Genomic DNA, 15,767 nt, shown 5'->3' with positions numbered 1-15,767 from the left:
AGTCAGGATAATAGCTATTACATAGATAGGAGAGGATTACACGTGAGTAAATTGCTCCGAAAACCCAAACAAAACGAAACGTCACCAGGAGTTACCATCGTTCAGGAAGTAACTAGTGAAAACTCCCCATTAGAATATGTTGGATTCAGAGTAGTAGATTTAGCCCCGGGTGCTAAGTATACAGAAGACTTAAGCAAAGTGGAATGCTGCATAGTTGCCTTAACAGGAAAAATAAATGTGACGGCTGGCGAAGAAGTTTTTGAGAATATCGGCACAAGGGAAAAAGTTTTTGAAAAGAAACCAACCGACAGTGTTTATGTTTCCAATGACCGTTCTTTTGAGGTGGAGGGTGTTACACAAGCTCGTGTGGCTTTTTGCTATTCACCATCGAACAATCAACTTCCTACAAAGTTAATAAAGGCAGATGAGAATGGGATTGAAAATAGAGGAAAATACAGCAATAAGCGTTTAGTCCATAATATCCTTCCCGATTCGAATCCATCTGCTAATAGTTTACTAGTTGTAGAGGTATTCACAGAAAGTGGAAACTGGTCAAGCTATCCTCCGCATAAGCATGATCAGGATAACTTGCCAGAGGAATCATTCTTAGAAGAAAGCTACTACCATGAAATGAACCCAAAACAAGGATTTGTATTCCAGCGAGTCTATACAGATGACCGTTCATTAGATGAAACGATGGCGGTTGAGCATGGTGATGTCGTTTTAGTACCAGCCGGCTATCATCCAGTTGGTGTACCTGATGGTTATGAGTCCTATTATTTAAATGTTATGGCAGGACCAACACGTATTTGGAAATTCTACAACGAACCAGCCCATGAATGGATTTTAAACCGTAAATAAAAGGAGTTGTTTTTAAACATGAAGATTCAATTTAGTTCTGATAGAGAGTTTGATCTGATTGCAATTGGCCGTGCATGCATGGATTTGAACGCAGTGGAATACAATCGTCCAATGGAAGAAACGATGACATTTAAAAAATATGTAGGCGGTTCACCAGCCAATATCGCTATTGGTTCATCGAAACTGGGTTTAAAAGCAGGGTTTATTGGAAAACTTGCCAATGATCAGCATGGCCGCTTTATTGAGCAATATATGAGCGGTGTGGGTGTTGATACATCCAACATGGTTGTGGATCAAGAAGGTCATAAGACAGGTTTGGCTTTTACAGAGATTAAGAGTCCGGAAGAATGCAGCATTCTAATGTATCGGGATGAAGTAGCGGATCTCTATTTACAGCCGTCAGAAGTAGATGAAAATTATATTAAAAAGGCGAAGGTTCTGCTAGTATCAGGAACCGCTCTTGCCAAAAGCCCTTCCCGTGAAGCTGTGTTAAAAGCGATTCAACTGGCAAAGAAAAATGACGTAAAAGTAGTATTCGAATTAGACTATCGTGGATATACATGGACATCCCTTGGAGAAACATCTGTTTATTATACATTAGTAGCACAGCAGGCAGATGTTGTTGTTGGTACACGTGATGAATTTGATGTCATGGAAAATGTGACAGAAGGCAGTAACGCAGAAACCATCGAACAGTTGTTTAAGCATTCTCCAGAATTAGTCGTGATTAAGCATGGGGTAGAAGGATCCTATGCCTATACAAAGTCAGGAGAAACATTCAGAGGCCATGCTTACTTAACAAAAGTACTAAAAACGTTTGGTGCTGGAGACTCTTACGCTTCTGCCTTCTTATATGCGTTAATTTCAGGTAAAGATATTGAAACGGCTCTAAAATTCGGCAGTGCATCTGCGGCAATTGTTGTAAGTAAGCACAGTTCTTCAGAAGCAATGCCAACAGTAGAAGAAATTGAACAATTGATTGAAGAAAGATCGGAGAAAGCAGAACAATTAAGCTAGGGGTGTAAATAGTCATGGGGAAAATTAGATTAACAACAGCGCAAGCTTTAATCAAATTTTTAAATCAGCAATATATTCAAGTGGATGGCCAGGAATCTCCATTTGTTGAAGGAGTCTTCGCCGTATTTGGACATGGAAATGTACTTGGAATGGGCCAGGCGCTTGAACAAAATCCGGGACATTTAAAAGTCATCCAGGGTAAAAATGAACAAGGAATGGCTCTTGCTGCAATGGCTTATGGTAAACAAATGCTTCGGCAAAAAATTTATGCGGTAACAACCTCGGTTGGACCGGGTTCAGCGAACTTGGTAACGGCTGCTGCCACGGCTCTTGCCAACAATATTCCTATGTTATTAATACCAGGAGATACGTTTGCTACCCGCCAGCCTGACCCAGTGCTGCAGCAGGTGGAACAGGAATATAGCGCGGCTGTCACAACCAATGATGCATTAAAACCGGTTTCAAGATACTGGGATCGTGTAACCCGTCCAGAACAGCTAATGTCCAGTTTAATACGTGCGTTTGAAGTGATGACCGACCCAGGGAAAGCTGGTCCTGCTACGATTTGTATTTCCCAGGATGTAGAAGGGGAAGCGTACGATTATGATGAAAAATTCTTTGAAAAGCGCGTCCATTATTTAGATCGCAAAGCACCGGTTGAACGTGAATTAAATGGTGCTGCAGAACTGATTAAAACAAGTAAAAAGCCAGTTATCTTAGTTGGTGGAGGAGCAAAGTATTCGCAGGCTCGTGATATTTTAGTTGCTCTATCGAAAAAACATAATATCCCATTAGTAGAAACACAAGCTGGTAAAGCCACTGTTGAGTCTGATTTTGAAAATAATTTAGGCGGTATGGGGATTACGGGTACATTGGCTGCGAATAAAGCTGCCCGTCAAGCCGACTTAATCATTGGTATCGGTACACGATACACGGATTTTGCCACTTCTTCGAAAACTGCTTTTAATTTTGAAACAACAAAGTTCTTAAACATCAATGTCAGCCGTCTGCAGGCCTATAAATTGGATGCCTTCCAAGTGGTAGCAGATGCCAATACCACCTTGGAGCAATTGGCCCCATTATTAGAAGGGTATGAAAGTGAATTTGGCCCGATCATTGCTGAATTGAAGGAAGAATGGACTGCGGAGCGCAACCGCTTAAGTCAAGTAACCTTCAGCCGTGAAAATTTCCAGCCGGAAGTGAAAAATAACTTTACTCAAGAAGTACTAAATGAGTATGCAGATGCGTTGAACACGGAGCTTGCGCAGACAACGGCATTATTAGCCGTTAATGATACGGTTGCACCGGATAGCATCATTATTACTTCAGCAGGATCCCTGCCAGGAGATGTACAACGGATCTGGAATCCAACGGTAACAAATACGTACAATGTTGAGTACGGCTATTCCTGCATGGGCTATGAAGTATCAGGCGCCTTAGGAGCCAAATTGGCAGCACCAAATCAAGAAGTCTATTCACTTGTAGGTGATGGCAGCTTCTTATTGATGCACTCTGAATTCATTACCGCGATCCAATACAATCAAAAGGTCAATATCGTCTTATTCGATAACTCAGGATGGGGCTGTATCAACAATTTACAAATGGAAAACGGAAGCGACAGTTTCCATACAGAATTCAGAACACATGATAATAAAATCTTAACGATTGATTATGCAAAAGTAGCAGAAGGCTATGGGGCAAAAACCTACCGCGTTAATACTGTTGAACAGTTGAAAGAAGCTTTAGAAGACGCGAAACAGCAAGAGGGATCTACACTAATCGATATTAAAGTTCTTCCTAAAACCATGACGGACGGCTATGACAGCTGGTGGAATGTCGGTGTTGCGGAAGTATCTCATAAGGAAAGCATTCAAAAGGCGTATGAGGCAAGAAAACAAAAATTAGAAACAGCAAGACAATATTAATTCGGTTTGGATCAAATTCTTTAGAATTTGATCCGCCTCAATAAGTTTGAAAATTCAGACAAGAGGGGTGGGATGGAAATGATCGCAACATCAAGATTAGTTCCGATGAAAGAAATGCTTGAGAAAGCGAAAAAAGAAAAATATGCAGTAGGGCAATTTAATATCAACAGCTTTCAATGGGCAGAAGCGATACTGGAAGCAGCTGAGGAGGAGCGGTCTCCTATTATTGTGGCTTCTTCCGATCGATTAGTAGATTATTTAGGCGGATTTAAGACGATCGCTACGATGATAAATAGCATTGTAGAGGAAAAGAAGATTACGGTTCCCGTTGCGCTTCATCTTGACCATGGAAATAGTGTGGAAAGATGTAAAGAAGCCATTGATGCTGGATATACTTCCGTTATGATTGACGGTTCACACCATTCCATTGAAGAAAACATTGCTATGACAAAAGAAGTGACGGACTATGCCCGACATCACGGTGTGACTGTCGAAGCTGAGGTTGGAACCGTGGGCGGTAATGAGGATGGTCTTATCGGCGGCATTAATTATGCAGATCCACAGGAATGTTTACGGCTTGTCCAAGAAACAGAAATTGATGCACTGGCAGCGGCCCTTGGTTCTGTACATGGCCCATACCAAGGAGAACCAAAATTAGGGTTCGCTGAAATGAAAGAGATTTCAGAATTAACCAATGTGCCGCTTGTATTACATGGTGGTTCAGGCATCCCATTACACCAAATCCATCAAGCAATTGAATTGGGTCATGCCAAAATTAATGTGAATACAGAATGCTTACAGGCATGGGCGAAAGCTGTCCGAAATGTATTAGAAAACGATGAAAAAGTGTATGATGCCCGGACCATTCTTACACCAGGTAAGGAAGCTGTGAAAGAAACAGTCAAAGAGAAGATAAGAGAGTTTAAATCAAGCAATAAAGCATAAATTCAACCGGGCGGTCTTTGCCCGGTTTTTTCGTGAATTTTTTAATAAATTGGAAGTGGTATATTGAGTACTTTACGATCAAATAGAAACAAATATCTTTTTATTGTTGTTTCCTTTCTATTGTGGTTTCCGCAATTTCTCTATGTTCCTATTTTTTCACCCTATATGGAATCATTGGGCGGAAAGTATACATTTATTGGGATTGTATTGAGCAGCTATGGGGTTATGCAGCTTTTATGCAGACTTCCCATTGGCATCTTTTCTGATGTAAAAAAAGTTAGGAAACCATTTATCATTTTTGGTATGTTGGTCAGCATGGTAAGTTGCGGCATCTTTTTACTTACAGATAGTTTAGGCTGGATTCTCGCTGCCCGAGCACTGGCAGGAATTTCAGCCGCAACGTGGGTTGCCTTTACCGTCTTATATCCAAGTTATTTTGCTGATCATGAAGTCCATCGGGCAATGGGGAGTATTTCGTTTATTGTCGTGCTTGCCCAGTTTTTAGGGATGAGTTTCAGTGGTTCAATCGTAAGTGAATGGGGTTGGAAAGCTCCATTTTGGCTGGCTGTTTCTTTCAGCATTCTTGGTGTTATCCTGTCCCTGTTTATTTTTGAATCAAAAGAAGGAATAGAGAGAGAGCCGCTAAAGGTGAAGGAATTAGCAGCTGTTATAAAAGAACCATCATTGTTGAAAGTGGCTCTTCTTTCGATTTTGGCCCATAGTATTATTTTTTCAACGATGTTTGGATTTACCTCCAACTATGCTCTCCAGATTGGCTTTACGAAAAGTGAGCTAACTTGGATCGTGTTTGCATTTATGATCCCTCACGCCATTGCGACTCTTTTTATGGGGAGAGTATTGGTTCCACATTTGGGTGAATGGAATGCCCTAAAAACGGCCTTTTTCCTTGCCTCTGTTTTTACATTACTCATTCCGTTTGTTCAGAGTCAAGCGTTGTTTTTAGCCGATCAGATATTTTGCGGATTTTCACTGGGCTTAATTTTCCCGTTATTGTTGGGATTGGCCATTGAAAAAATTGCACTCGAAAAAAGGGCGACAGCGATGGGTGCCTACCAAGCGATTTATGCTGTTGGCATCTTTACAGGGCCATTTTTTGCAGGGATCTTTAATTCACTTATCGGGATTAAAGCAGGTTTTTATTTTGTAGGATTACTGGGATTATTGGCTACGCTTCTCATCAACATTTGGGGGAAGGACCACGCAGAAATGGCGGAACCATCTTCCGAAAAATACGAAGCCGGGCCTAGGTAATAACGTTATGTCCAAATCTGGTAAATAAAAAAGAGGATGGAGAGTTTATGAAATATATGGATGTCATTTATGGAGGAAAAGAGTATTAATTGTTATTCGAGTACACTTCCGGTTATTGTGAAATACAGGACAAAAACAATCAATATACTATTAAATTAGTACATGGTTCCGAATTAGAACACAAACCTGCTAGTTAATGAACAAGCTGTTTTGTCAATCAGTAATCTTTTTAAAGCAACTTTTCTCTCCTATTATTAGACAGAAAAAGATTATTTATGTCATACTTTGCTTGAATGAAAGGTTAAAAAGGCAGCTGCTTGGAAAGGGAGTGCTTATATTGGATTTAAATAAATATCTATCCGGAAAAACTTCATTGAATGATTATGTCCATCGTTTAAACCAAAATGGCGCCTCATTTCACATTCATTATTGGGGAGTCATGCCGAAACATTATGACAATCAATTACATAAACATTCTTTTTTCGAAGTGTGTTATGTCGTTGAGGGGGAAGGAACTTACCTAGATGATCAAAATACCTTTACTCTTCAAGAGAATACACTTTTTTTATCAATACCTGAAATTCAGCACCAAATAAAAAGCGAAAAGGGGCTGTCTCTCTTATACGTTGCCTTTGACCTTCTCGAATTAGAGTCGAATGAAAGCTGGATTAGAATCATGGAAACCGCCAAAAAATGCACCGAAATTATTTTACATAATAAAGATGAAATGGAAACAGCATTATTATGGAAATCACTGCTTATACAGGCAACAAAGCGGCAAAATGAGTTTTTTGAAGAGATGCTTTCCGATATTGCCTTTTCTCTTATTCTCTCAATCCTGCAAGATTTTGTCCCTGCTTTGAATAAAAGTAATCATAAACATGATACCGAACAGCATTCCGTCCTTCTTACTCAGGCGCAGTTATATATTCATGACAATTTATCCAATTCTCTGAAACTTACGGAAGTAGCCAAACATTTACACATATCCGGAAGACATTTGTCACGAGTTTTTGTGTCTGAATTAGGAGTAAGTTTTTCTAAGTACGTGCAGGACGAAAGAATAAAAAAGGCAATGGTTTTACTCAAAAAAACAGATTTATCGTTAAAGGAAATTGCAGAAGAAACGGGTTTTATGAATGTTCAATATTTTACCCGTGTTTTTACTTCCATGATGCAAACATCTCCAGGAAAGTTTCGCTCTCTGTTTGTAAACCAACATACAACTACCTATTCGCATAGCTGACACCTCCACTTATATTGGGGGTGTTTTTTTATTTATGAAAATATAATCATTCGAAAAAAAGATGTCCTTAAAGTATAAAAACATGTCTCTATAATTTAATTACTATTCTGAATTCTTTTTATATAATTACCTATGTAAACAAGGTCATTACAATATCATAGAAGGTGATTCATTGGAAAATAAAGACATAAAAAAATGAAAGCGAATACTCCAATAACAAGTTGATTTGTAAGATGTCCTTAAATGTAAAAAATACTTTTATGGAATAAAGGATTCATAAAGACACAGCGATCAAAACAAGGAGGAAAGAATTCTATGAAATTATCATATGTAACTGATAGCTTAGGCCACTTGCAGTTTGAAAAAATGTTGGATACAGTGGCTGAGATGGGGATTGATACCATTGAAATGACAACAGGCGGCTGGTCACCTGCACCACATTTGAGTTTAAATGAATTGCTAGAAAGTGAAGCAAAAAGAAATGAATTTCTAGGTGAATTAGAAAAGCGGAATATTAAGCTTTGTGCATTGAATTGTTCTGGAAATCCATTAGATCCAGGTGCACTTGGAAAAGAGCACAGAGAAGTAACAGAAAAAACAATGGAATTAGCCGGTTTACTTGGTGTGAAGAAGGTCATTATGATGAGTGGCCTGCCGGCAGGAAGCCCGGAAGATAAAATTCCTAACTGGATTACCTATACAGTAAGTTGGCCTCCAGTGTTAAAAGATATTTTGGATTATCAATGGAATGAAGTAGCCATTCCGTATTGGAAAGAGTTAGTGAAAAAGGCTGAATCTTGCGGTGTTGAAAAAATTGCCCTAGAAAATTTCAGTTCGATGTTAGTTTATAATCCGGAAACATTATTTAGATTACGAAATGCCGTTGGACCGATGGTTGGTTTGAATTTAGACCCAAGCCATTTAATTTGGATGGGTGCCGATCCGATTTTGTCAGCCAGAGAACTAGGAGCAGCGATACACCATGTTCATGGTAAAGATGTAAGAATTGAAAGACATTTATCTGCTGTGAATGGTGTATTGGAAACAAAAGAGGTTACGGATACAGCAAATAGAGCATGGAATTATGTGGCTGTCGGCTGCGGTCAGGATTTGCAATGGTGGAAAGAATTCTTCTCTGTTGTACGCATGATGGGCTATAACAGTGAAGTTTCCTTGGAAATGGAAGATCTGACCATGTCCGTTGAAGCAGGAATTAAAACGTCGATTGATGCTTTAAAACAAACACTTAGCTTTTAATTTTACCGAAATTTCTTAAAAATAAAATATAAATGGTTCAATTGAGAGGAGTTTTTACAATGTTAAATGGAGAGAAAAAGATTGCAAGACCACTACGCTGGGCTATGATTGGAGGCGGGCGAACTGGCCAGGTTGGTTATAAACACCGCATTGGTGCACTAAGAGATAATACTGCTTATCAGTTAGTAGCAGGTGCATTTGATATTGATGCTGATAGAGGAAAAGACTTTGGTGTTAATCTAGGTGTGGATGAGAGTCGCTGCTATCCTGATTATAAAAAAATGTTTGCAGAAGAAGCGAAACGGGAAGATGGTATCGAGGTTGTATCCATTGCCACTCCTAACGGAACACACTATGAAATTACGAAAGCAGCATTGGAAGCCGGATTGCATGTGATTTGTGAAAAACCTTTGTTCTTTACTGTGGCAGAGGGTGAGGAAATCAAAGCACTAGCAGAGAAACTGGGGAAAATTGTCGGAGTTACGTATGGTTTTTCTGGAAACCAGTTACTGCTTCAAATGCGAGCCATGATTGAACAAGGTAAAATTGGTGATATTCGTGTAGTTGATTTACAATATACACACGGTTTTAGTGCAACTGAACAAGGTGATAAAACAAATGCTGCCCAAAAATGGCGTATAGATCCTAAGGTTGCTGGTCCAAGTTTTGTTTTGGGAGATCTTTCAACCCATACCTACTATATGTCCGAGCTGATTATGCCAAACATGAAAATTAAAAAATTATTATGTGACCGACAAAGTTTTGTTGGATCCCGTGCTCCTTTAGAGGATAATGCTTTTGTTATGATGCAATATGAAAACGGAGCAGTAGGCAGACTATGGACATCTTCGATCAATGCAGGGTGTATGGACGGCCACAGAATTCGCATTGTCGGATCGAAAGCAAGCCTGGAATGGTGGGATAGCAAACCAAATGAACTAAGATACGAAGTTCAGGGAGAACCTATTCAAACGTTAATTCGTGCCATGCCTTACTTGGATGAAACATGTAATACGGATGAGCGTTTAGGAGCATTACATCAAGAAGGGTTATCTGAATCTTGGGCAAATATTTATCTGAAATTTGCCATTGCCATTGATGCCAAAAATCGCGGCGACGAGGAAACATTGAAAAATCTGGTCTACCCTGATATTAATGCTGGAATTGAAGGGATTCGCTGGATTGAAAACTGTGTCCGTTCTGCAGACAACGGTTCGGTTTGGGTAGAATATGAGAGCAAAAAACCACAGCTAGTGTAAATTAAACAGCATCCTTATAAAAGATTACGCCGGGGGGGCAATGACCATAGATTGTTCCTCGGTTAGATAAAATATTTTTTTTGAGTAGAATGAAAGCGTTTTAAGTTAATTGAACTAGCAAGAATCTATATGGGAGTCGTTTATTTCAATTTGACATCATCAAGGAATCTGGCAGAAGAAATGGTTCTAAAACAATTAGACAAAGGGGAAATTGAACATGCAAAATCTCAACGTTTCGGAGAATCCAGTTCAACTGGAACATGTCCAGGAAAAGAACCCAAAAAAGTTCTTGAAATTAATTACAACTGTATCAACATTTGGGGGGCTATTATTTGGATATGATACAGGGGTAATTAATGGAGCACTCCCATTTATGGCTAAACCAGATCAATTGAATCTTAATGCTTTTACAGAAGGATTAGTAGCGAGTTCATTAATACTAGGGGCTACTTTTGGATCCATAACGGGAGGCCGGTTATCTGATAAAAAAGGACGCAGAAGCCTAATCATGTATCTAGCAATTTTATTCTTATTTTCAACAATAGGCTGCGTTCTTGCACCAAATGCCTCAATCATGATTTTTTTCCGCTTTTTGCTCGGTCTCGCTGTCGGTGGTTCTTCCGTGATCATACCATCGTATCTTGCAGAAATGTCTCCTTCGGACCGGCGGGGCATGATGGTTACGCGAAATGAATTGATGATCGTAACGGGGCAGTTTCTAGCTTATATCTTTAATGCCGTCATCGGAAATGTCTTTGGTGATACAGGACATGTTTGGCGTTACATGTTAGTCATTGCAACATTACCTGCTGTGGCTTTATGGATTGGTGTGGTTATTTTACCAGAAAGTCCTCGCTGGTTAGCATCAAAAGGAAGAATGGCTGATGCATTAAAAGTACTTCGAATGATTCGTAACGAGGATATAGCACAGCAAGAATTAAATGAAATAAAAGCACATATCCAAGCAGAGCAAAAAATGGAAAAAGGATCACTAAAAGATTTAAGAATACCTTGGATTCGAAAGATGGTATTAATAGGAGTTATGGTTGGATCCATATCTCAGTTAGTCGGTATAAACTCTATTATGTATTACGGAACGCAAATTCTTGAAAGTTCCGGTTTTGGAACAAAAACGGCTTTGATTGCAAACGTGGCTAATGGATTAATCGCTGTTGTTGCTGTTATCGTGGGTATGTCCCTTACAAACAAAATCAACAGACGGTCCATGCTGCTTACAGGTTTAACGGGTGTAACCATTGTTTTAATTACGATTGGTATTTCTACCTTCGCACTTGCTGGTTCACCGGCCCTGCCATTTGTCGTATTATCACTGACAGTCCTATATTTAGCCTTCTTCCAAGGGGCAATTGGTCCTTTAGGTTGGCTAATTATTGCTGAAACATCTCCAGCTCAAATACGTGGTGTTGGTATGGGAATTGCTACATTATTTTTATGGCTATGTAATTTTATAGTAGGACTACTGTTCCCTACTCTTTTAAACACACTCGGACTTTCCGGAACATTTTTCTTATTTGCTGTGTTTGGATTCATTGGGGTTGTATTTGTAGCGAAAAACTTGCCAGAGACAAGAGGCCATTCATTAGAACAAATAGAAGAAAACTTTAAAATGAGAGCATAGAAAAATTAAGTGAATAACTGAACCGCGGAGATGGTCTAGAGGACAGCTCCGCGTTTTTTTTTTGTATAGGTATCTTTAAGAATTAACACTAAGTTCATATAAAAATAATCCACCTTTAGTTTATTTCTAATTAAAATCTAATCATTCTTTGCTAGATTAAAGGAAAAATAACCTTTTCTTATACTTTGTAAGATTCATTCTTATTTTTTTATACATAACAACAAAACCTTTTCTCAAATCTGTTTTAAAAAAATTGGAGGCAATGATGTTTAGGAAAATACTAAAATCGTATGATTATTCTTTAGTTATTGCGATCGCTTTATTATCTCTCTTTAGTTTGGTCATGGTCTATAGTGCAAGCATGGCTACTGCTGTACAAAGGTATGGTGTTGCAAGTGATTATTTCTACCAGAAACAAAAAGTCTTTCTGATACTAGGTGCTTTTTTCTTTGTTATCACTTCTTTATTCCCTTATAAAGCCCTGAAAAACCGAAAAATACTTATGTATATGGTTCTTTCATCCATTGTTGTATTAATGGCTCTCTTTGTCTTTGGTCATGTGGCTGGGAATGCCCAAAGTTGGTTTAAACTTGGACCAATTAGTATTCAGCCTGCAGAATTTGTTAAGCTTTGTGTGATTGTTTATTTATCTGCTATGTATGCTAAAAAGCAGGAATATATAAATCAATTTAAAAAGGGGGTTCTCCCTCCATTAATCTATGTAGGAATAGTTTGTTTATTAATCGCCATTCAACCAGATTTCGGTACAGTGGAGTTAATATTATTATTTTCTGGAGCCATCATCATTTCGTCAGGCACAAGCATTAAGAATTTAACCAGACTAGTAACCATTGGTGTTAGTGTATTGATACCATTTGTTCTTCTATTTTATAAGAGAATTTTTACATCTGTCCGTATGAATCGATTTGAAGTCTTAAATGATCCGTTTAAATTTGAACAAACATCGGGCTACCATCTTGTAAATTCATTCATAGCAATGGGTAATGGGGGAATAAATGGCTTGGGATTGGGAAAAGGGATTGAAAAGCTTGGTTATTTGCCAGAATCACATACAGACTTTATTATAGCTGTTATTGCGGAAGAGTTAGGAATATGGGGTGTTGGTTTTGTTATCCTTACCTTAGCGTATATTGTGTTAAGAGGGATTTATATTGCCTTGCAATGCAAGGATCCGTTTGGATGTTTACTAGCAATCGGCATTTCAAGCATGATAGGCATCCAAGCTTTCGTTAATCTTGCTGGTGTCTCTGGCCTCATCCCACTTACTGGTGTTCCACTTCCATTTATCAGTTATGGAGGATCTTCTCTTATCCAATTAGCCATTGCTGTTGGAATTTTAGTCAATGTTTCAATGTTTGTTAATTATGAAAAGAAATATAAAATCAAAAAGGATCAAAACGTTCAAAATAATAAGAAGAGAAATGTATATAATTTTACAAAATAGATGGGGAAATTAAGAGGGCAACCGCCCATCTGGAGATTGGCATGTGATGTTAAGAATTGAAGTAATCCCTTCTGGTATTTACCTAATTATGATAAAGCTCAAGGGAAAACGGCCCAGCTTTTATGAGTTATGGGAAACCTATTGCCCCCACTTTTTATCAGTAAGAAAAATGCTGAACCTTACTATTAAATGAATAACATAACACGGAGACGGTCTAGAGGATCGCTCCGTGTTTTTTTGTATAGGCTTTGTTAAAGGAGATTATTTTTTGTTCGCTTAAAGCAGACATACTTTCATAAAAGACGATTCGTGCCTCTCCATATTGGTCCATTGAATTTTTAAAAGATTGCATTGTATGTTGAATAAATTCTATTATTTTCTTCATTATGATTCCCCCATAGGAATAATTTGTTAATTTAATATTGTACCTTTTGGGTCAATTTCGCAATCATGATGAAAACGAAAACAAGCATAAAAAAATCGCTAACACGGCTAATGAAAGCGTGTAAATATCAGATATTCTCAATATCTCTCTTTTTTTGCATGTTCAATAAATAATGAATGTTAAGTCCGGGGGTGTTTCAAACGAGTGTAAAGATACCAGTAGCTTCAAGTTGCTGGAATGTCAATTTTGGAAATAATAAAATAAGTTGTCATTTGTGATATATATCGTTTAAAGTCTAGTTAGAAGGTAATTATAACACTGGGTTAACAGCTTCATTTATAAGAAAGCCACTGCAATGTTTTAGGAGGAATAATCATGACTCAGTATTTTGTAAAAAAAGACTTTAATCCAACATTTGAGAATGGTTCAATCCCCAAATTGCTCTATATTTGTAATGTTGATCCTACCCACACAAGTTTACCTAGAACGATGCATATGCACAGTGATATATTGGAGATCATTTTTATCAAAGAAGGAAATGGCAGTCATTTGATTGGTGAACGACAATATAAGACGCTTAAAGGTGATATTTTAATATATAACGAAGGTGTTCTTCACGATGAATATGGAAATTCGGATACAAATATGAGCGTTTTTTGTTTAGGTATTACAAATGTGAAGCTCCCTTTGTTACCGAAAAATCATTTGGTTTCAAAAGAAGCTTCATACGTTTTGCGCAGCGGAAAGGATGCTTCGAAGATCGAAGCATTGTTAGAAATGATGTATTCACAAGTTTCCGAGGAAAAAGCTGGAGCAGAAGAGATGTGCAGTTATTTGCTGCGTGCACTTCTTACGCATATCTTACAAATCCCGCAGGAAAACCATGTATTATCAAAATCAGAGGAATCGGAATTATCAAACAATATCAAAGCTTACATTGATGAACATTATCTAGAGGAAATTTCATTGAACTCTCTTTCGGAAACACTGCACATAAGTCCCTATTATTTAGCACATGTTTTCAAGGAATCGACTGGCTTTTCGCCAATACAATATATTATTCGACGTCGAATCGGCGAAGCACAGTCATTACTTATTAATACAAACGAAAGTGTTACAAATATTGCTGGTAGTGTTGGCTACGATAATACCAGCTACTTTACAACCCTCTTTTCAAAAACAGTTGGCATGTCTCCAAAAAAATACCGACAGCTATGGATTAAAAGTAAAAAGTAGAAACTCAGTCTATTCAAATATATGAAAGCTAAAAGCAATAGTCACTATTGCTTTTTATTTTTCCTCTTATTTTTCCTTCTAGAGGAGATAGACGCCTTCGAATTTTTAAAAACGACCAACTAAATATCAAGATTCTACATTTCTCGGGAAATTTGAAGAAGCTCTCGTTGGAAAATCATTCAAGATCTCTCAAAAACCTCAAAAGACAAGATAGTGAAACTTTTAATTATTTATGTAGAATAAACCGCTTAAATTAAACAAGATAGTGAAAGCGGTTAACTCAGGCTAGTTTTATAATTAATTTATAAGTTTTGGAGGTGTTTCAAATGAGTATAAAAATTTCAGGAGCGCCTTGTTGCTGGGGCGTGGATGATCCAAAGAACCCTTATCTGCCGCCATGGGAAAGAGTTTTAAATGAGGCATCACAAGCTGGTTATAAAGGTATTGAGTTAGGCCCATATGGCTATATTCCAATGGACATTGATAGAGTACAAGCCGAACTCGTCAAAAATGATTTGACGATCATCGCTGGAACCATTTTTGATGATTTGGTTTCAGACAGTAATTTGGGAAATTTGTTACAGCAGGTCGACGATATTTGTTCTTTGATAAAGAAATTGCCTCCTACACCAATAGAAGAAGGACAAAAATTCCCGACCCCTTATTTAGTTATTATTGATTGGGGGCATGATGAGAGGGATTACAATGCCGGTCATCCAGATCGGGCACCAAGGTTATCTGCACAGGATTGGAACAAGATGATGTGCCATATTCAAGCTCTTTCAGAGCGGGCCAGCGAGTTCGGCGTGAGGGCAGTTATCCATCCGCACGCAGGCGGTTATATTGAATTTGAAGACGAAATTAAGCAACTTTTAGAAGATATTCCTTATGAAATAGCAGGACTTTGCTTGGATACAGGGCATCTCTATTATTCTAAAATGAATCCGGTTCAATGGCTAAAAGACAACAAGGACCGTCTGGATTATATCCACTTTAAGGATATTGATTTGGGTGTTTACGATCAGGTTATGGGGGAGCATATACGATTTTTTGATGCTTGCGCCAAAGGTGTTATGTGTCCAATTGGACAGGGAATCATTGATTATAATGCCATTCATTCATTGTTAAAAGAGATTAATTACCATGGTTATATCACTATTGAACAGGAACGGGACCCTAGAAACGCTGATACCAGTTTACGAGATGTAAAACAAAGTGTGGATTATTTAATGAGTGTTGGATATTAATAGACTTTGAAAA

13 protein-coding genes are annotated in these 15,767 nt (G+C 38.1%); 12 read left to right on the top strand and 1 reads right to left on the bottom strand.

Going from position 1 to position 15,767, the window contains the following annotated elements; translation table 11 throughout:
- Positions 1-42 precede the first annotated feature (42 nt).
- The 10 genes from iolB to L1999_RS25535 all read left to right on the top strand — a co-directional run bounded on the left by iolB (position 43) and on the right by L1999_RS25535 (position 12,886).
- Entirely contained in the window at positions 43-861 is an 819-nt protein-coding gene (gene iolB / locus L1999_RS25580; protein ID WP_235741093.1) for a 5-deoxy-glucuronate isomerase, read from the top strand.
- Positions 862-879: 18 nt separating this feature from the next.
- Positions 880-1,878: a 5-dehydro-2-deoxygluconokinase gene (iolC, locus tag L1999_RS25575; RefSeq protein WP_235741092.1), complete on the top strand. Its 999-nt coding sequence runs from the start codon at positions 880-882 to the stop codon at positions 1,876-1,878.
- A 14-nt stretch (positions 1,879-1,892) separates the two neighbouring features.
- Entirely contained in the window at positions 1,893-3,803 is a 1,911-nt protein-coding gene (gene iolD, locus L1999_RS25570) for a 3D-(3,5/4)-trihydroxycyclohexane-1,2-dione acylhydrolase (decyclizing) (protein WP_235741091.1), read from the top strand.
- A gap of 78 nt (positions 3,804-3,881) precedes the next feature.
- Entirely contained in the window at positions 3,882-4,748 is an 867-nt protein-coding gene (gene fba / locus L1999_RS25565) for a class II fructose-1,6-bisphosphate aldolase (RefSeq protein WP_235741090.1), read from the top strand.
- A gap of 63 nt (positions 4,749-4,811) precedes the next feature.
- Positions 4,812-6,020, top strand: a complete 1,209-nt coding sequence (locus tag L1999_RS25560) for an MFS transporter (RefSeq protein WP_235741089.1) — start codon at positions 4,812-4,814, stop codon at positions 6,018-6,020.
- 337 nt (positions 6,021-6,357) lie between these two features.
- Positions 6,358-7,266, top strand: a complete 909-nt coding sequence (locus L1999_RS25555; protein WP_235741088.1) for an AraC family transcriptional regulator — start codon at positions 6,358-6,360, stop codon at positions 7,264-7,266.
- A gap of 315 nt (positions 7,267-7,581) precedes the next feature.
- A complete protein-coding gene (locus tag L1999_RS25550) occupies positions 7,582-8,523 on the top strand; it encodes a sugar phosphate isomerase/epimerase family protein (protein ID WP_235741087.1) in 942 nt (313 codons plus the stop codon).
- A 59-nt stretch (positions 8,524-8,582) separates the two neighbouring features.
- Positions 8,583-9,782 carry a Gfo/Idh/MocA family protein gene (locus L1999_RS25545; RefSeq protein ID WP_235741086.1) on the top strand — a complete coding sequence of 400 codons (1,200 nt, stop codon included), beginning with the start codon at positions 8,583-8,585 and terminating at the stop codon, positions 9,780-9,782.
- 217 nt (positions 9,783-9,999) lie between these two features.
- Complete coding sequence (locus tag L1999_RS25540) at positions 10,000-11,421, top strand: sugar porter family MFS transporter (protein WP_235741085.1); 1,422 nt, start codon at positions 10,000-10,002, stop codon at positions 11,419-11,421.
- 265 nt (positions 11,422-11,686) lie between these two features.
- Positions 11,687-12,886 carry an FtsW/RodA/SpoVE family cell cycle protein gene (locus tag L1999_RS25535; protein ID WP_235744466.1) on the top strand — a complete coding sequence of 400 codons (1,200 nt, stop codon included), beginning with the start codon at positions 11,687-11,689 and terminating at the stop codon, positions 12,884-12,886.
- A 214-nt stretch (positions 12,887-13,100) separates the two neighbouring features.
- Here the strand turns inward: L1999_RS25535 and L1999_RS25530 are convergent, their stop codons facing one another.
- Complete coding sequence (locus L1999_RS25530) at positions 13,101-13,271, bottom strand: hypothetical protein (protein ID WP_235741084.1); 171 nt, start codon at positions 13,269-13,271, stop codon at positions 13,101-13,103.
- 375 nt (positions 13,272-13,646) lie between these two features.
- Here L1999_RS25530 and L1999_RS25525 point away from each other — a divergent pair, with 375 nt between their 5' ends.
- Both L1999_RS25525 and L1999_RS25520 read left to right on the top strand, forming a co-directional pair.
- Positions 13,647-14,507, top strand: a complete 861-nt coding sequence (locus tag L1999_RS25525; protein ID WP_235741083.1) for an AraC family transcriptional regulator — start codon at positions 13,647-13,649, stop codon at positions 14,505-14,507.
- A gap of 326 nt (positions 14,508-14,833) precedes the next feature.
- Entirely contained in the window at positions 14,834-15,754 is a 921-nt protein-coding gene (locus L1999_RS25520) for a sugar phosphate isomerase/epimerase family protein (RefSeq protein WP_235741082.1), read from the top strand.
- The last annotated feature ends 13 nt before the right edge of the window (positions 15,755-15,767 follow it).

This window comes from Neobacillus drentensis (assembly GCF_021560175.1).
In the GTDB taxonomy this organism is placed as follows: Bacteria; Bacillota; Bacilli; order Bacillales; family Cytobacillaceae; genus Neobacillus; species Neobacillus drentensis_A.
Note: the sequence above shows the minus strand (reverse complement) of the source record. Positions and strands in the feature narration are given on the sequence as shown.